This is a genomic window from Lacibacter sp. H407, assembly GCF_037892605.1.
GTDB lineage: Bacteria > Bacteroidota > Bacteroidia > Chitinophagales > Chitinophagaceae > Lacibacter.
Window position 1 is genome coordinate 2100695 of sequence record NZ_JBBKTU010000001.1, and the last position, 18958, is coordinate 2119652.

Below are 18958 nucleotides of genomic sequence, written 5' to 3' on the forward strand. Positions count from 1 at the left end.
AACCAGAACCATCAGCTTGTACTAAACGCTTAAACGAAGAGCTATGAAGTGTAACCGTATCATTGGGGCTGTCTTTATCTTATTGCTGCTGCAACAAACTGCTGCCGCACAGGATCTGCATTTCTCTCAATTCATGAATTCGCCGTTAACAACCAATCCGGCGAACACAGGTTTTATTCCGGAAGCTGATTACAGGATCGGCGGCAACTTCCGCAGCCAGTGGACATCGATCCCTGTGCCGTATAAGACGGCCAGTGTGTGGGGCGATGTGCAGATACTCCGCAACAAAATCGATAATGGCTGGGTAGGTGTTGGTGCCTTGTTGTTGAATGATGTGGCAGGCCGTGGTAATCTGCGTTCCAATAAAGTATATGCATCGGTTGCGTATCATCAAATGATCGGGTTGAGCAGTTTGCTGAGTGCAGGTTTTAATGCAGGTTATGCGAATAAGCGGATCGATGTAACCAAGTTTACATTCGATAATCAATGGAATGGAAAATTCTTTGATGCAGGTGCGCCCAATGGTGAAGCCTTGTTGACCAACCCCAGTTCTTCTTATTTTGATTTGCAGGTGGGCTTAAACTATGCATACTTTCCAACCGAGAATACGTACATCAATGCAGGTGCTTCTGTACATCATATCAATCAACCGAAAGAAACATTCTTTACAAATGGAACTAATGAAGTACCACGCCGGTATATCGGCTTCCTCAATGGCAGTTTTAAGGTGAATGATGATTGGATCGTAAATCCAAATGCATATTTCTCATCACAGGCCAAAGCAAATGAATTTGTGTTAGGTGGAAATCTGGCTTACAATGCAATGGGCGATGGAAGTGTAGTTGTATTTGGAGGAGCGTATTATCGCTGGTCTGATGCTGCCATTGCAATGATCGGGCTGGAGTGGAAAGACATCCGGTTTACATTTACATACGATGCTACGATGAGCAACTTAACCCGCTTCAACGGAGCAAATGGTGCATATGAATTTTCACTGATCAAGAATGGATATTATAACGAGTCCTTTGGCGATAAAAGCCAGCGGAGGCAGAGTTTGTGTCCGAGGTTTTAGTGCAACAGCGGTTGTTATTGATCGTGTGCTTATAGTATTTTTTTGATTTCAAATTTCACTCAAAGTCCAAAGTTAGCGGGAACCTACCTTCTAAAGTAAAGATTGATTAGATTTTGCGCCCTCCCCATCCTTTCCGAATTTCGCCCAAAATACTGCACATGACCTCTGTTGATAATTATGCAAAAGTTGATCTGGAAATTGTACAGCAACTGAAAGCCATTGTTGGTGAACAGTTTGTTTTTGTTGATGAAGAATCACTCAGCAACTATGCACATGATGAAACAGAGAATCTGCATTTTCCGCCAGAGGTAGTGGTAAAGCCACGTACAACAGAAGAGATCAGCCGGATCATGAAATTGTGTAACGATGCACTCATTCCCGTAACACCACGTGGGGCAGGTACCGGTTTAGCAGGTGCTGCATTGGCCGATAAAGGCGGCGTATTACTCTCGACCGAACGGTTGAATTCCATTTTGAAAATAGACGAACGTAACCACCAGGTTACAACAGAGCCGGGTGTTATTACAGAAGTGTTGATGGAAGAAGTAAAGAAAGTGGGATTGTTTTATCCGCCCGACCCAAGCAGCAGAGGCAGTTGTTTTATTGGAGGAAATATTTCAGCCAACAGTGGCGGACCCAAAGCAGTGAAGTATGGTGTAGTACGTGATTATGTATTGAACCTTGAAGTTGTATTGCCTAATGGAGAAGTGATATGGACAGGTGCGAATGTGTTGAAGAATTCAACCGGATATAATCTTACACATCTCATAGTTGGCAGCGAAGGAACACTGGGTATTGTTACAAAAATTGTTTTGCGTTTAATTCCATTGCCGAAATATGATTTGCTGATGTTGGTGCCGTTCAGGAATTTAGAACAGGCAGGTGAAGCGGTGAGTGAAATTTTCCGTGCAGGATTTGTACCAAGTGGATTGGAGTTGGTGGAGATCGATGCATTGAAGATCGTAAGTAAAATGGTGGATAGTTCAGCTGTACCGGTTACAGATGATACAGCGGCACATCTTATTATTGAAGTAGATGGGAATGATGTGGATGTGTTGATGAAAGACATGGAAGCAATTAGCGAACTCTTAACGAAATATGATATTGGCGAATTGTACTTTGCAGATGATGCACAGCAGAAAGCGGAGTTGTGGAAACTGCGTCGACGTGTTGCAGAGGCTGTGAAGTTAGTTGGCTACACAATTGAAGAAGATACGGTGGTTCCGAGAGCTGAATTGCCAGCCTTGATAAAAGGAGTAAAAGCATTGGGTAAGCAATACGATTTTAATGTGGTGTGCTATGGTCATGCAGGCGATGGTAATCTGCACATCCGCATTTATAAAGAAGGAACGCCCAATAGTTACGGTGATGCAGCCATGAACCAATGTTTGCGAGCTTTGTTTGAATTAGTGCATCAGCTTGGCGGAACCATCAGTGGCGAACATGGTGTTGGTTTGATTCAAAAAAGCTACATGAACATCGTGATGAAAGAAGCCAACCTTCGTTTGATGCGTGATATTAAGCGAGCCTTTGATCCAAATAATATTTTAAACCCGGGCAAAATATTTGATCTGCAATAAACCTGTTAATCATGAAAAAATCATTGTTGCTGTTTACGTTACTCATCAGTTCTGTTGCTGTATTTGCACAGTACGAAGAAGAAGAAAAGGAAAAAGGATTCAAACGGGATCAACTATTCATCGGTTCCGGTATCAACCTCGGTTTTTTTAATGGGTTTATTTTGGGATTAAATCCTGAAGTAGGATATAGTTTAAACCGTTTTGTAGATGTGGGTGTAGGTGTTAATGTGAATTATATTACGCAAAACGAAATAAATGCACCGATCACCTACAGACAGTTTGTTATTGGTGGCGGACCTTTCGTAAGAGTGTGGCCGGTGAATATGATTTTTCTGGGAGGTCAATTTGAATTCAATCGAATTGCTTTCAGTGTAAAAGACAACGGAACTGTTATGGGCAGAACAAATTACACGGCACCAAGTATATTAGTTGGAGGCGGGTATGGAAACCGATTGATTGGCCGCTCACAATTCTATACAAGTATTATGGTGGATGTATTGCGTGATCCGAAGTCGCCCTACATTGATCAGTTCAACCGCCTGCAGCCGGTTTTTCGCACCACCTTTCTTTTTTATTTGAAGCCTAAACGGGAACGTTAGTAAAAATAGCAGAAGGTTCCGTAACCACTACAATTCTATCCTCTAAGGTTTCATACAAAAAATCTTCTTTGTACATGTGTCGTATATGTGCAATTAAATGATCGTAAAAGCCATTGCTGTTTACGAGAAATATTTTTTTGCTGTGGATCTTCAACGTGTTCCAGGTAAGCATTTCAAACAATTCGTCCAACGTACCATAGCCGCCGGATAGAATAACAGCTGCATCACATAATTCATACATCATTTTTTTGCGTACATGCATATCCGTTACCACATGCAATTCCGTAATGGCTTTGTGTTGTGCTTCCCATTCTAACAGTATTTCAGGAATGATTCCCACAACGTTGCCCTTTCCCTCCATCACTGCATCAGCCACTGCACCCATAATGCCTTTGCCACCGCCTCCATAAATGAGTTTAATATTCTTTTCTGCCAGCAAATGGCCCAACTCTTTTGCGTGTTGCAGAAAGATGGGATCAGCGCCGGCTTTTGAACCGCAAAAAACAGCTAACGAAGAAAATTGCATAACGATAAAATATGCCGCAAAGTAAGCAAACTGGTTCACCGTTCGATTAATTCTTTATCTTCATTTTTAAACAAGTCCTTATGTCACCAGTCTTGCTGTTCTCATTTGTGTTTGGCTATTTTTTAGTGCTGCTTGTAGTAGCCTGGTACACATCTAAAAACTCAAACAACGAATCTTTTTTTATAGGTAACCGAAGCAGCAACTGGATGCTGGTGGCATTTGGTATGATCGGTACTTCGTTGAGCGGTGTTACGTTTGTGAGCGTACCCGGTGCAGTAGCAAAAGAATCGTTTGCTTATTTCCAGATCACGATCGGTTATCTCATCGGCTACATCACCATTGCGTATGTATTACTGCCGTTGTATTACAAACTCAATCTTACATCCATTTATAATTACCTGAGCGGACGGCTCGGTTTCAAATCATATAAAACAGGTGCTTCGTTTTTCATTCTCTCAAGAACCTTAGGTGCAACTGCACGCTTATACCTGGTGGTAAAGATTTTGCAGGATGCATTACCTGCATCGGTAAGTATCCCGTTTTGGGTAACTACACTGGTGATCCTTATTATGATCCTGCTTTACACCTACGAGGGTGGTGTAAAAACAATTGTATGGACCGATACATTGCAAACAACTTGTATGCTGGCCGGACTTGTTATTTGTGTGGGTTATCTTCTCAATCAAATGGATTTGAGTTTTGGCGACAGTCTTGTTGCTATGAATGAAAAAGGGTATTCAAAGATCTTTTTTACTGATCCGGGCAGTAAATTATTTTTTCTAAAACAGATATTGGCGGGTGCTTTCATCACTATTACCATGACCGGTATGGATCAGGAAATGATGCAGAAAAATATCTCCGTAAAAACATTAAAGGATTCGCAGAAAAATGTACTTACACTTGGTGTGATATTAATGGTGGTGTTGATGTTATTCCTGTTTCTTGGAGGCGTATTGTTATTGTATGCAGAGCAGCAAGGAATTACTGCTGTTGGCGATAAACTATTCCCTGCAATTGCGTTGAATCACATGCCGCCTATTGTATCGGTGATCTTTATCATTGCATTAATATCAGCGTTGTTTCCGAGTGCCGATGGTGCCATAACAGCACTCACTTCATCGTTTTGTATCGATATCATTGGAATGCAACGCAGAGCAGATCTAACGGATGCAGAAAAGAAAAAAATGCGTCAAAGGGTGCAGCTGGTATTCGCTGCTGTATTTTTAGTATTGGTGATGGTGTACAAATGGGTGAATGAGCCAAGCATGATCGGCGTTATTTTAAAAGTAGCAGCCTACACATACGGTCCTTTGCTGGGCTTGTTTACATTTGGCATTATTACCAAACGGGCGGTTAAGGATAAGTTTGTTCCATTCGTTTGTATCATCGCCCCCGTCATTTGCTTCTTCATTGATAAATTTCAAAAGCAATTGTTTGGTTCATTTGAAGTAGGTCTCGAACTACTCATTATCAATGGACTTTTAACCTTTATTGGGCTGTGGTTGATCTCGCATAAACAAGAGAATCAACAGGCAACAGCCAATAGGTAATAAGCAATATCTAATACGCAGCAGGCAATAGACAAATGAAATGCTCATTAAAGCTTTGCCAATTGCCCGTTGCTAATTGCCTATTTTCCAATCATCTGTTTTATCTTTGCCGAAACGTTTTTACTTGGAGCTGATTCATCCGAAGGCCGAAGCATATGCAAGCATCTTTTCTACACAGGAAGATGACGTACTCAAAAACATTGCTGCGGAAACGGAACAATCGCACGCACAACCACACATGTTGAGCGGACAGCTCCAGGGTCAGTTCCTTGAAATCATCAGCAAACTTATTCAGCCAAAACGCATTTTAGAAATTGGTACCATGGTTGGCTACAGCAGTATTTGTCTTGCAAAAGGACTGGCTGCCGATGGAATATTACATACCATTGAAATGCGTGAACAGGATGCAGCTATTGCAAAAAACAATTTTATCCGGGCTGGGTTGAGTGATAGAATTCAATTGCACGTTGGGAATGCATTGGATATTCTTCCGCAGTTGAATGAAACATGGGATCTGGTATTTATTGATGCCGATAAAACAGGCTACGATCAATACTACAGCATAGTGAAACCTCGTTTAAGAAGTGGTGGATTGATACTAGCCGATAATGTGCTCTTTCATGGCGATGTGCTGGACGAACCCATTAAAGGAAAAAATGCAAAGGCCATTCATGCATTTAATGAAATGGTGAGTGCTGATGATGAAGTAGAAAAAATCATGTTAACGTTGAGAGACGGATTGTTTCTCATCCGGAAAAAATAAATATCATATGAAGCGACTGGTTTATTTGTTCATTACCCTTTTGTCTGTAACAGCACTGCATGCGCAGAACATTACGATTGAAGAGTATATCAACACCTTTAAAGAAATTGCCATTAAGGAAATGATCCGCACCGGCGTTCCTGCTTCGATTACCCTGGCACAGGGAATTGTAGAAACAGAAAGCGGTAACAGTAAGCTGGTAAAAAAATCAAACAATCATTTTGGTATCAAGTGTAAGGAAACATGGACAGGCCCAACAGTAAGTCATGATGACGATGCACGGGGTGAGTGTTTCCGGAAGTATGAAAATGCTGAACAATCATATGTTGATCATTCTGATTTCTTGCGCACACGCAAACATTATGATTTTCTCTTTGGTCTTGACCCGGCTGATTACAAAGCATGGGCATATGGGTTGAAGAAAGCCGGTTATGCAACCAATCCTGCTTATCCGCAAATGCTGATCAGGTACATTGAAAAATACAATCTCAACGAATATTCATTGATCGCTCTCGGTAAGAAAAAAGCAGAGGAACCGATTTTTGCGAAAACAGAACAACCTGTTACAACACAGGTACAGCAACCAATAACACAAGCTCAGATTCAACAAACAAGCGATGTTGTAAAAGAAACGATCAAGAAGCCTGTTGTAAATTATCCATCCGGTGAGTTTAAGATCAACGAAACAAAAGTGGTGTATGCAAAACAGGGCACGGCATTTCTTGCGATTGCTCAAAAATATAACGTGCAGTTGAAATGGTTGTTTGATTTTAATGATCTCAAAGAAGCAGAAGTGCTCGAACAGGATCAACTCATTTTTCTGCAACGCAAACGTCTTGTTGGTGCCAATCCGTTTCATGTAGTAGCAACCGGCGAAACGCTGTATGATATTGCGCAGGCGCAAGGTATTCGTTTGGAAGCGTTGTTGAAGTTGAATCAGATTCCTGTCAATAAACAACCGCTGGCAGGTGAGCAATTGTATTTACAATCGCCTGCACCTGTTGCACCTAAGTTAAACACGGTATCAATTGGTGCAGCAAACGGATCAACAGTTGTTGAACACAATGCTGTTGCATCAAATGCTGTAATTGTACATTTGGTACAACCAAAGGAAACATTGTACGGTATTTCAAAAAAATATGCGGTATCGCAAGAGCAGATTCAGCAATGGAATAAATTAGCCGGTACAGAATTAAAGGAAGGAACAGAGCTCATCATCAATAAATAAAACGAATGGCAGACATCATCAAAGTCCACGATAAGTATTTTGTTCCTTATATGACGGAGGTAACCGTGCTGGAGCGAATTGCTCAACTGGCAGAACAGATCGATAAAGATTATGCGGGAAAGAAGCCTTTGTTCATTGCCATTTTAAACGGCTCGTTCATGTTTGCTTCCGATCTGTTTAAATACATCAGCATTGAAGCAGAGATCTGTTTTATTAAACTGGCATCGTATAAAGGCACAAAATCAACCGGACAAGTTATCACGGCCATTGGACTTGATACAGATATTGTTGACAGGCATGTGGTGGTGTTGGAAGATATTATCGATACAGGTAAAACCATGAGTGAGTTTTTACCGCAATTACAAAATCAGCAACCGGCTTCACTAAAGATCGCTGCATTGTTACACAAACCGGAAGCTACAGCGTACCCTATCACGATTGATTATTTAGGTTTTTCGGTACCGGATAAATTTTTATTGGGTTATGGATTAGATTACGATGGATTAGGCCGTAACCTGAAAGAAATTTACCAGTTGACGGAATCTCCTTCCTGATTTACCACTTACTAACCCGGTAAAGCAGGATACAACTATGAACCTAAGGTGCATTGCTTTGGTATGCTTGCTTCTATGCGCTGCAACAGCGGATGCACAATTCTATTTTCGTGGTGAAGTGAGAGATGCTTCCAATGTTACCTTATCGCTGGTTCGAATTCATGTGTATTCCTCCAATTCATTTTATTATTCAGGTTCTACCGGCGGCTTCGGAATTCCTTCTGCCATTACAAAAGATACCGTGAGTTTTTTTCTGCATGGATATGAAGAAAAAGTAGTGGTGCTTAACAGCAATGAATACAACACCGTTGTACTAAAGCCCAGTTCAGCTATCAGTAATCCGAAACGAAAATTATTATCTGTAACAAAGAATAAAACGGAAGACAGAAACAGGTTGAATACAGTTTCGGGTGAAACCTATTCTTCGCAGGTAGAGAATAGTTTTAATGTGGCAGGTGAATATCCATCAGTTGGTTTTGCAATGAATGTTGACAAAGCATCGTACAGTAATATCCGTCGGTTTATAAATATGAGATCACGTGTGCCGGTTGATGCGGTACGTATTGAAGAAATGCTGAATTATTTTCCGCAGAAATATAATGCGCCGGCTGCTGATAAATCCTTTCATGTACAATCGCAATTAACAGATTGCCCATGGAATCCTACAAATAAATTATTGTTTTTGCAATTGCAGGCAAAAAAGATCAACTACGATTTTTTGCCGCCGAGCAATTTTGTATTCCTCATTGATGTGAGTGGTTCGATGGATCTGCCAAACCGATTACCACTCTTAAAAACTGCATTCCGTATGATGGTGGAGAATCTTCGTCCCATTGATACTGTTTCGATGATGGTGTACGGCGGCACAGTTGGCATTGTATTGCAACCAACTGCAGGTAATGAAAAAGAGAAGATCATGGCGGTAATTGATTCATTGGGTGCAGGTGGTGATACACCGGGTGAATCAGCCTTGCGACAGGCATATCGATTGGCACAAAGCCAGTTCATTGTTGGCGGGAATAACCGTGTGATACTTGCAACTGATGGTGATTTTAATGTGGGTGAAGTAAGTGAAGAAGCGTTGATTCAACTCATCACCCAAAAACAGCAGACAGGAATTTATTTAACCTGTCTTGGTGTTGGGATGGGTAACTATAAAGATTCAAAGCTGGAAGCATTGGCAAAAAAGGGTAATGGAAATTTTGCCTATCTCGACAATGTAATGGAAGCAGAAAAAGTATTGGTGAAGGAATTAATGCAGACGTTATATGTTGTAGTGGATGATGCGTACCTGAATATGAATTTTCTTCCATCGAATGTAAAGCAATACCGGTTGATCGGTTTCGACAATCGTAAAGATGTATTGGCCGACAGCAACAGTATATTGGAAGGAGGGGAGATTGGCACCGGGCATACTGTTACGGCTGTATTTGAGGTGGAGGTAAACACAACTGTTGAGCGTTCATTTGTTTTGGCAGATGCAGAGTTGAGTTATCATCCCGTTGAAAATAAAGATCGTATCACGGAAAAATTTTCGTTAGCGAATAACTACAATTCTATTTTAGCTGTTGACAGTACTTATCGCTTTGCTGCGGGAGTTGCCATGTTTGGATTGATGTTGAAGCAGTCCTCGTATATCAAAGTAAATAACTGGGATGTGTTGATCAATCTGCTGCAAACATGTGTTGATCCTGCTGATTATCTGCAAAGCGAAATGCTACAATTAGTAAAAACAGCAAAAGAATTATACAAGCCGGTGAAGCAACGGAAGCGTTGGTTCAGGAAAAAGGAAAAGAAAGAAGAGATCATTCTTTTCTAAGAAAACATAGTGACGAGTTGTATAGAAACAAGAAGGGCAGCGATCGCTGCCCTTCTTGTTTTTTATTTACTTCCTGTTAAGTGATTAAACAGGAATTTGAATGTGCCGTGTGTTTGCGATCGGAAAGTGATCTCCGGTCCAAATACATATAAATTTCCTTTACCCACTTTTGCAGAAAAGGCAGCAATGCCATCCTGCAAATATTCCTGTCCCCATGCCCAGCCGCTGCGTAATGGTTTGGCAGCTGCATACCAGGCAATAGGAGTTACCTCACCACTTGCAATGGCAGCAGGCGATAATTTAAATACCGGACTGCTCGATACAAATACATCTGCTTCACTGTTCATTCCCCATGCTGATTGTAAGGTTGAATCAACACGTACACGCAATACACTGCCGGGGATATAATATTTTTCACCGGGTAGCGTACGTTCAACACCGTTATTCATTTCAACCAATGCATTTTTTACCGGTAGTTTGAAATGATATGCAAGGTTGGCACTGTTACCAATCGTAACAATGTTTCCACCTGCTTCAACAAATGATTTTAATTGGGCTATCGAAGTATCAGGTGTAATTCTTCCTAATGTTTTATGATATTCAGCAGGTACTTCAGCAGCTGTTGGCCCACGACCGCCAAAACCACCACGACCACCGCTACTAACGCCGGGAATTGCTTCGCTTACAAATACGATCACATCAAACTGATCAATGAGTTTGCCTGCGTCAATATCTTTTGCATAAATAAGTGTGTAAGGGAAATGATGCTGTTCAAAGATCCAACGCATCCAGCCTGAAGCCATGGAGCCGCCGTATACATCCCACAAACCAACACGCAATGATTTTATTTTCTTTGCAGTGCCGGCAGGTTGTTTGTTTACAGCAATTGCCTGCGCACCATATTCCTTTGCTGCTTTTTCAAGAATTGATTTTGATTTTGCATTTGCTTTTATAAAGAATGAACCTTGTGCTGCACCACTTGCAGTAGCATCGGTAATACGTATTACTTCCACTCCAGCCTGCAACAGATCATTCACCGCAATAAACGATGCATTACCTGCAGCATTCAATACATAACCGTTTGCACTGTTGCTAAATTTGCCCGGCGCCATTTGTTCTGCGCCATACGCAATGGTTTCAAACGGTCCGTCAAATCCGTTCATGATGCGATCAAAACGGAAACCCATGGTAAAGGCAGGAGTCCAGCCTGCAGCATCATACGGACGAACAGGAGGTCCACCGGGGTATAAGAAATCATTCGGATGATCCTGTGGTTCAAACATATCAATTACATGCGGACGAAAAGCCTGGTTTGCTTTCACCACATACGAACCTGCTGGATATTCTTTACCGGCAACAGTAAAGTTTGCAGTTGCTTTTTCAACTTTAATACCCGAAAGAATCAATGCATTCACAAACTTCACTGCAGAACTGAGATCGGGCTGATCAGCAGGAATAATAAAACCTCTTGGATCACGCTTGGCCGGATCTTTAAATACGGCATCATAATATTTCAACGGAATGGTATCAACAAAATTCTGATTGTTGTTTTGTGATGGACGTTGATCTTTTTGGAATGCTTCTTTGATCGCTTCTACTTTGTTGGGCGATAATGACCAATGATCTCTGTTTCCTTTATCGATCGAATTCTTTCCCATCTTGTAAATATTATACAACAAGTGTTCACGGTTACGTACTGCATAATCAAGTACTGCATAGTTCAATGAAACAGAATAATCGATCGACTGGCGGAACAACCAACGTTGTGGCGTTACCGGGTTTGGTGTTGCTGCATTCGGAATAAGTCGTGCAGTTACCAATGGAACTCTTGCAGGAGTTGGATTACCAATGATCTCCGTAAGCAAACCAATAATGTTATGAAAATATGCGGTGGTGCGTAATCCGCCGTTCCACCAGGTTGAAAAAACAGAACCTGCACGTTGTGTGTAACCTGGTTTGTCTTCCACATTCAACCGGTTGATCATTGCTGCACCAACTCCATCGATGCCTGTTACCAATAACGGATCAAACGCAAAATTGAATGGATCACGATAAGGAGGGCCTGCAACAACAGAACCTGCCGGACCGGCTTGATGGTGATTGTATAATATCTGCGGCATCCACTCAATGTATTGTTGACGACTCATGTTCCTTGTTTCGCTCATGTTGTTCATGAAGAAATCACGGTTGTTATCATGACCAATATATTTCTGATACAAACGTGGAAGATTGTTGAGTGAGCGTTTCAACGTATCTGCATTGCGCATATACCAGTTTGAAACAAGTTCCTGTCCGTCAGGGTTTGCATGCACAAACAGAATGATGGCATCATTGAGGATGCGTTGCGTTTCTTCATCATTGCGACTAACAAACTGCCAGATGGTTTCAATCAACTGATGTGCACCAACTGTTTCAGTTGCATGCAAACCACCATCAACCCACACAATTGCTTTTCCTTCTTTTGCCAGATCATGTGCTTGTGCAGTAGTCAAATTTTCTGCACGTGCCAACCGTTGTGAAATGCTCTTGTATTTTTCAAGTTGTTTGAGGTTAGCAGGTGAAGAAACGATCACCATGTATTGCGTACGCCCTTCTTCTGTTTTGCCAATATCAACCAGCTTCACTCTGTCGGATGCAGCAGCAAGCTTTTTGAAATAGGCTTCAGTTTGTGTGTACGTGGCCAACTGATAATTGTCGCCAATGTTGAAACCAAAATGTTGTTTTGGCGAAGGAAGATTCTGTGCGTAAAGGGCAGTGCCGATGAGCAACAGCAGTGAAACAAAAACGGATCTCATGCAGAAAGTTTTGATGTAAATAATGGAGAAGAGACAGTAATGCCCGGCTTCTCATGCTGATGCTTTAAAGATAAGCAGCATCGGCATGTCCACCGAACGGAATGGATGAGCGGTGGATGGCTGGTATATCTGTATTTCCCATCTAGCATAAAATGGAAACGGGCAGCGAAGCTGCCCGTTTCCTATACTCATCACTCGTTACTCATCATTCATTCACTTTCACTCTCACTCCTTCGCTATGACTCGTGAATTCAGGAGCATACATACATTGAATACTTGTAATACCACTGCTGTAGTTGCCGGCATGGGTAATAAACAGCGGGTATTCGAATACGTAAGTGCCTTTGTTTAACCAACTAAAGAAGAAATTGGTGCTGGCATCTTTGGTGGTTTCATAATAGCCAAGTCCGCCTTGCCATTTGTATTGGCTGATAACATTCACCGGCTCCATACAGCTTGGGCGCATATCTTTCATGTGCACATATTCCATGCTGCGATCAACCCGTAATTCAATACGCACTTTTATTTTGTCACCCACTTTTAATTCGTCGCCTTCATTTACCGGAGTAAGTACCGGTCCGTTGGCTGTATTGCGTTCAACAAAATATTTCTTCTGCAATTTCAATGGAGTTTCTGCTGAAGTGATCTTATCTAAATTTTCAAAATACTGCCAGTAAGCCGCACCCCAACTCTGTTGCCCATTTGATTTGCTGACACTCACATTGATATTTCCAAACGAAGGTTGTACGAAATTGCCATCAATACTGCGTTTGAAATAACCTGTACCTGCTTCTGTTTTTTCAGTTGATGTACTGAACAACTGATTGCCTGCTTTGATCTCAACAACAGGCTCTGCAGCGATCCATGAGCCGCCTTGCAAGAGCAATGCATAACAGGCTTCAGCAGTGGCGATGGTTGTTCTCCAGTTTTGTGTTTGCTTTTGTTTGAGCAACCATGTTTTCAAATCGGCAACGGTTTGTTGATCCTTGCTGATATCATTAAATACTTCGATCATCAAGGCCTGCGATTGTACCGGCGCCTGGTACCAGTAATAACCGGCATTGAATTCTTTCCAGTACATACCCATCTCTTCACTCGTCAATGCATTTTCTTTCAGCGATTTTACAATGGCTGTTGCTGTTTTTACATCGCTACTGCGATGCAATGCCAGAGCGATCATTCCCTGCATGTAACGGCTTTGTTTTATCCAGAACTGCTGACTTTGACCATAGTAATATTTATATGCCACTTCCGTTCCTTTTGTTTGCACCGTTTCAGGAAAGAAGCTACGCATGTACAAATACTGGATCTGGATCGAACTGATGTTTTGATTCTTTAACGGTGTTTTGTATTTCAACAGTTGGTCATAATCTTCTTTCAGTTTTTTGTCAAGATAGGTGAGGGCCTTTGTTACAATTTGATTAATTGCTTTTTCCTGTTCTGCTGGCAATGCATTGAGCTTTTTCAAATGGCCAATCCCTGTTACAATGTATTGTGTAATATAACGATCATCAGGCCCGCCTTTGAACCATACAAATCCACCGTTCGATGATTGCATTTGTTGCAACTGCGCAAGTGTTTTGCTGAGTTCACTATTCATCTTCACCATGTCAAACAGCAAAGCAATGTTTTTCTTTTGTTGCTCTTCGTTCTTTGCCTGTAATACCCACGGTGTTTCCTGCAGTAATGCCGCTTTCAATTCTTCATTCTTTTGCAGGTTGCTCATCAAAGCAGCCGTGTCTTTCAATTTCCAATGTTCCATTACCTGCTTAATACGTGGAAGTTTATTGGTGATATGTGATGCCAATGCATTTGCATAAAACCTGTTCCATGTTTGCTCGGCACAGTCGTATGGATATTCCATTAAGTAAGGCAAAGCCTGTACTGCATACCAAACAGGATTACTTGTAAACTCAATGGTAAAACGATGATGCGTTAAGCTTTCCGATTGTTCGGAGTTGAGTAATTTGCTGAATGTAAAATTCTTTGTGCCATCACCACGCATATTTAATGGAAGCGATTCTGTTACCAGCATACGATTCGTAAGGACAGGTAATGTTGCTTCTTCACCATCAGTTTTATTGTCAGCTTTTGCTGTAATGCGATAGGTAAGTGCTTCATTGAAATTATAAGGCACTTCTGTACGGAATTTCACTACGGTACTTTGATTGGCGCCCACAGTAAAGTGTTGTACCGAAAATGTATTCTGAAACCATCCATCAACTGATTGCATGGTGGATGTGTTCAGCAATTCAAGATTGCTGGTACCGGTAATTTCTTTATCGGTCAGGTTGCTGATCTTGGCAGTAAATTCAAAACGATCACCTTCACGTAAAAAGCGTGGTGCAAATGGTTGTACCATCAGATCTTTTTGTGTGATGATGCTTTGTTCACTCAATCCCAGCGACAGATCTTTAGTATGTGCCAGCAACTGTGCCTTCCATTTGGTTAGCGATTCAGGCATGGTAAAGCTGAACGTAATATTTCCTTCCGCATCTGTTTTGAGATCGGGGAAGAAGAAGGCGGTTTCATTAAAATTTTTGCGGACTTGAATATCTCCGCTTTCTGTTACTGATTTTTTTTCTTCTTCTTTTGTCATAGAAGTTGAATCTGCCACTCCGGTAACAACAACTTCATTGAGTGCGTCATCTTGCATTGGCGCCGGAGCTGCTAACGCAACCGCCTCTGTCTTCATTTTCATATGACGTGGATTGTCATATTCGATATCAAACGAGTTTAATTCATCATACTCCTTCTCAAACGAGATCAAAGATTCTTTTTCCCATCTCTTTTCCCATGTATTGATTGTTGTAAACCCGCCACCATTCCAATTACTCTGCAAATAGTTCACAGGAAACAAATCAGGCTTGCTCAATTGATGTGCTTTGAATTGATCCAATGATGCATCGTACATACTCGCCAATAATTCCGCTGCTACTTTATCGCCTTTGTAACCACTGATCTTGATCTTCCATTGTTCTTCACTACCCGGTAATGTTTTATCACGGAAAGTTTCATAACTGATCTTGAGTTCTTTGTTGGTCCATGGTACACCAACATATCTTGTAAAACTGTAAAAGCGATTGTGTTTTACAAACGAATATGCAAAACCAAATCCACCACGCTGCTCTTCACTTACCGGAACATTGAATTGTTTCTGTTCATTCGTGAGCTGATGGTAAACAGGATTTTTGTTTTCGGTATTGGGATCGATCTGCACCACATACACATCACTGGCGCTGCTGCCAAAGCCTATAGTGGCTTTAGTGCCAGGCTCTGCTGTAACGGCTGACGGCAATTGCCAAACATATTCCGGCGATGAAAGACGGTTTGTTTTTTCATCCGTTAACTGTACATAGGTTTGGTTCTTTACTTCCTTGCCATCTTTATCAGTTGTAGACGCTTCTATTATATACCAACCGGGCTGCAATTGCTTATTGTCTATTCCCCATTGCCCATTGCTGCCCGAGCTATCCTTCTTCTCATAAACCAGTTTCCCTTTCTCCCAACTCTCTTTCTCTGTTTCATTGTTGTATTCATCGTTGGGAAAATCAGCACGGTACTCTTTTTCGTTCATAATGAATTGATCAGGCTGTTCCCAATAACGATCCCGTATTAACCTGTCGGGTGCATTGAGTTGATACATGCGAACTGTAACGCTGCTTTTCACAAACTCACCCATCATGTTTTGTGTAAGCAGATTGATGCTGTTGAATTGCGTTGTTGTTTGCAATTCACCTTTCGGTAAGCTGATTTGTAGCTGTAGTGAAGTATAACCAACCGTTATGGTTGTTTCACCGGTTCTTGTTTCACCATTCAAGTCAGTTACATCAGAAATGATCCTGTAATCAAACACAGGTTCTAATTCCTTACGTACCTGTTTGTCAGGAATAGCTGTAAACGAAATTTCAAAACTGCCGTCTGCTTTACTGGTTATTTCGCCATGTGTAATTTCCTGTTCCTGCATCACCGGCCATCCCCATTTCCAGCTAAGCCATGGATACAAGAGTCGGGGCTGACGAACAACACGGTATTTTACTTTTGCGCCATCTACATTATTGCCTGCATAGGCTTTTGCATTTCCGGTAACAACAATTTGATCGTTTACACGGAAGCTTTGTTTGATGGGTTGATATTCTACAAAAAATTTCGGTCGCTTATATTCTTCTACTGAAACATATACTGAGCCACCTGTTGCAGATTCCTGTAAATAATAAGTACCGGTCATGCGGCCAACAGGTAATACAAAGGTTCCCGAATAAGAACCATACTCACTGCTGCTTACGTTGATGGAATCAACTTTCTGATGATTGGCATCATACAGTGTAATCGTTGTTTTTAAACCAACAACCGTTTTAGGTTTTCCGGTTGCAGCATCTTTTGCTGTAACAATTCCTTTGAAGTACAATGTTTGACCGGGACGGTAAATCGAACGATCTGTAAAGAAAAATGTACGGCGTGTTTTTGTTTCATCAATGGGTTCTTTTTCACCACGATACACGTAAGCGTATGCACGGTCGTCGAGATGAAGCTGATCATTTTGATACGTCACTTCAATCGTTCGGTTGTATGCATTTTTGTCCGGTGCTTTTGTTATGCGGAAAAATCCATTGGCATCAGTTGAATAGCTGTCTGCTTTCACCGCCACATTTTTCCGCTGGTCATAGTTGTACGATTGCTCCCACAATGTGATGTTGGCTTTCGGCAATGGTTGACCGCTTTCACGATTCACTACAAAAAATGCATTTCCATTATTCATCCATGCAATATTGCTCACATGAAAAAACTGCACCGCCAATACATTTTTGGAAAGTGTGAATTTTTCATCAGCACTCACCAATAACAAATAGCTGCCAACCGGTAAACTGTTTACTTTTATTTCGGTGCTATGAGTTTGCAGATCGTCTGTTGCGGGCAGATTGTAAGCGAATGAAGTTGCAGGTTGTAAAGCGGTTAATTTTTTCCAATACGCATCTTCCCAACGTTGGTTCTCCATATCGGTCCACGCTTTCGGATCAATCTTTATGATGCGAAACCATGCTTTTGGAGTGTTGCGGTATTGCAACAAGGAGCGGAAAGGTTTATTAGGAATATTTACTTTTTCAGATGTAACAGAAATTGATTTTGATTCGATTTCCTGTAACAGGTTGTTACAGTTTGCTCTGCCTTCCGTTAAAGTAGTTTGTGCAATTACCTGTTTGCAGATCGCAATAGCCTTTTGATAATAATAGCGTGGGTTGAGTGAATCGTTTGTTTTATGTTTTTTAAAATCGTACGTAGCAGCATAATCAGCATAGTCTCTTGCCAGCAAAAAAGCAGCTTGCGAAACGATGGGTTGCTGATTGTATTGATGAAGCAAATGATTCAACGACATCCTGTACAACGCTGTTTTATTTTCATGGGTTGAATAGCGGTGTACAAATTGCAAACGCAACAAGTCAACATCCATCAAGGCATCTGCTTTTTTATCAGTGAGATGAAAGCGAATCAGTTCCTGGTAAAGCAGTAAAGCCTTTTGTGTAAGCGACATGGAATCGCTCGTTGGAAATTTGCGTGTTACAAAATCTGCAGCAGGATCGTATGCTGCTGCCATATTCAATTCAAATGCTTCAGCAGGTTTTGTAATGCTGCGTTCATCGTTTTGAAAATAATCAATGGCACGGTGTGCGAGGAGATCATATAAAGTTGGTCGCAGGTGACGTGCATTGCCTTTGTTGATCACGGGCTCGTATGCATCCAGCCTGGTTTGTTGTAAGATTTTTTTGTTTTGAAGCGAAGCAAGATAGTAGCTGCTGATCTTTTTATGCAGATCATCAATGGTCCATGTGCTTACATCGTCTTTTTTATAACCAACAGTATTGGTGCGGTCGTAAAATTTCCAGCGGTTATTCTGAAAGTATTGCCAGTATGCTTCTGCTGCATAATTGGTGAGCACTGATTTCAACGGTTCAGCAGCAGTGCTGATTTCTTTTTCAATGTCGTTGATGGTTTTGATATCTGCATCTTCTTCTTTCATTTGTTGGAGACTTAAACGAAAGAGAAGTGCTTTTAATAATTGTCCGTTGTTCTTCTCCTTTTTTGCAGCAGTATAGATCAGCTGCACATCTTTCAATGCAGACTCGGTCAATCCTTTTTTTGTAACAAGATCATCTACCTTTTTCCAGGCAGCTGTATAGTTGAACTTATTTTGAGCCTGTAACATGCTTGTGAATGAAAGTAGAAAAAGGTTAACAAGTAAAATACGTTTCAGCAACATGTGCGTTTCATTTTATGTAAGGTAAAAAATTACTGTGATGCTTTGATGCAAAGAAACAGGTTATTGCATAAAGAAGTGTCAGGACGTCGAAGACGTCAGACATTTTAACGTACACCAATCAAGGTATCTGACGTCTGCGATGTCCCGATACCAAAAATCCTTTAACGAATCTTTATCAGCTTTTTTATTGCCGTGGCATTTTGTTTGGCATCTATC

Annotated in this window: 11 protein-coding genes; 8 read left to right on the forward strand and 3 right to left on the reverse strand. The window is 41.3% G+C overall.

Annotated elements, in window-relative coordinates; genetic code table 11:
• Positions 1 to 43: 43 nt before the first annotated feature.
• The 3 genes from WG989_RS09105 (at position 44) to WG989_RS09115 (ending at position 3251) form a co-directional block, all read left to right on the forward strand.
• On the forward strand, positions 44 to 1072 hold the full coding sequence (locus WG989_RS09105; RefSeq protein WP_340428855.1) for a PorP/SprF family type IX secretion system membrane protein: 1029 nt from the start codon (positions 44 to 46) through the stop codon (positions 1070 to 1072).
• A 158-nt stretch (positions 1073 to 1230) separates the two neighbouring features.
• Positions 1231 to 2652, forward strand: coding sequence for an FAD-binding oxidoreductase (locus WG989_RS09110; protein WP_340428857.1), 1422 nt, complete (start codon positions 1231 to 1233; stop codon positions 2650 to 2652).
• 11 nt (positions 2653 to 2663) lie between these two features.
• Positions 2664 to 3251 (forward strand): hypothetical protein, encoded by a 588-nt coding sequence (locus WG989_RS09115; RefSeq protein WP_340428860.1) that lies wholly within the window; start codon positions 2664 to 2666, stop codon positions 3249 to 3251.
• On the opposite strand, the gene WG989_RS09120 is transcribed toward WG989_RS09115, so the two are convergent.
• A complete protein-coding gene (locus tag WG989_RS09120; RefSeq protein WP_340428862.1) occupies positions 3235 to 3777 on the reverse strand; it encodes an LOG family protein in 543 nt (180 codons plus the stop codon). The genes WG989_RS09115 and WG989_RS09120 overlap by 17 nt on opposite strands.
• 80 nt (positions 3778 to 3857) lie before the next feature.
• Here WG989_RS09120 and WG989_RS09125 point away from each other — a divergent pair, with 80 nt between their 5' ends.
• From WG989_RS09125 to WG989_RS09145, 5 genes are all read left to right on the forward strand, one after another.
• Positions 3858 to 5327, forward strand: a complete 1470-nt coding sequence (locus WG989_RS09125; RefSeq protein ID WP_340428863.1) for a sodium:solute symporter — start codon at positions 3858 to 3860, stop codon at positions 5325 to 5327.
• 124 nt (positions 5328 to 5451) lie between these two features.
• Entirely contained in the window at positions 5452 to 6090 is a 639-nt protein-coding gene (locus WG989_RS09130; RefSeq protein WP_340428865.1) for an O-methyltransferase, read from the forward strand.
• Positions 6091 to 6097: 7 nt separating this feature from the next.
• The gene (locus WG989_RS09135; protein ID WP_340428867.1) at positions 6098 to 7318 is read left to right on the forward strand and encodes a glucosaminidase domain-containing protein; all 1221 of its coding nucleotides are present in this window, start codon (positions 6098 to 6100) and stop codon (positions 7316 to 7318) included.
• A 5-nt stretch (positions 7319 to 7323) separates the two neighbouring features.
• Positions 7324 to 7872, forward strand: coding sequence for a hypoxanthine phosphoribosyltransferase (gene hpt / locus WG989_RS09140; protein ID WP_340428869.1), 549 nt, complete (start codon positions 7324 to 7326; stop codon positions 7870 to 7872).
• 37 nt (positions 7873 to 7909) lie between these two features.
• The gene (locus tag WG989_RS09145) at positions 7910 to 9691 is read left to right on the forward strand and encodes a vWA domain-containing protein (protein ID WP_340428871.1); all 1782 of its coding nucleotides are present in this window, start codon (positions 7910 to 7912) and stop codon (positions 9689 to 9691) included.
• 62 nt (positions 9692 to 9753) lie between these two features.
• Here the strand turns inward: WG989_RS09145 and WG989_RS09150 are convergent, their stop codons facing one another.
• Positions 9754 to 12486 carry a M14 family metallopeptidase gene (locus WG989_RS09150; protein ID WP_340428873.1) on the reverse strand — a complete coding sequence of 911 codons (2733 nt, stop codon included), beginning with the start codon at positions 12484 to 12486 and terminating at the stop codon, positions 9754 to 9756.
• 205 nt (positions 12487 to 12691) lie between these two features.
• Positions 12692 to 18742 (reverse strand): alpha-2-macroglobulin family protein, encoded by a 6051-nt coding sequence (locus tag WG989_RS09155; protein WP_340428875.1) that lies wholly within the window; start codon positions 18740 to 18742, stop codon positions 12692 to 12694.
• Positions 18743 to 18958: the final 216 nt, after the last annotated feature.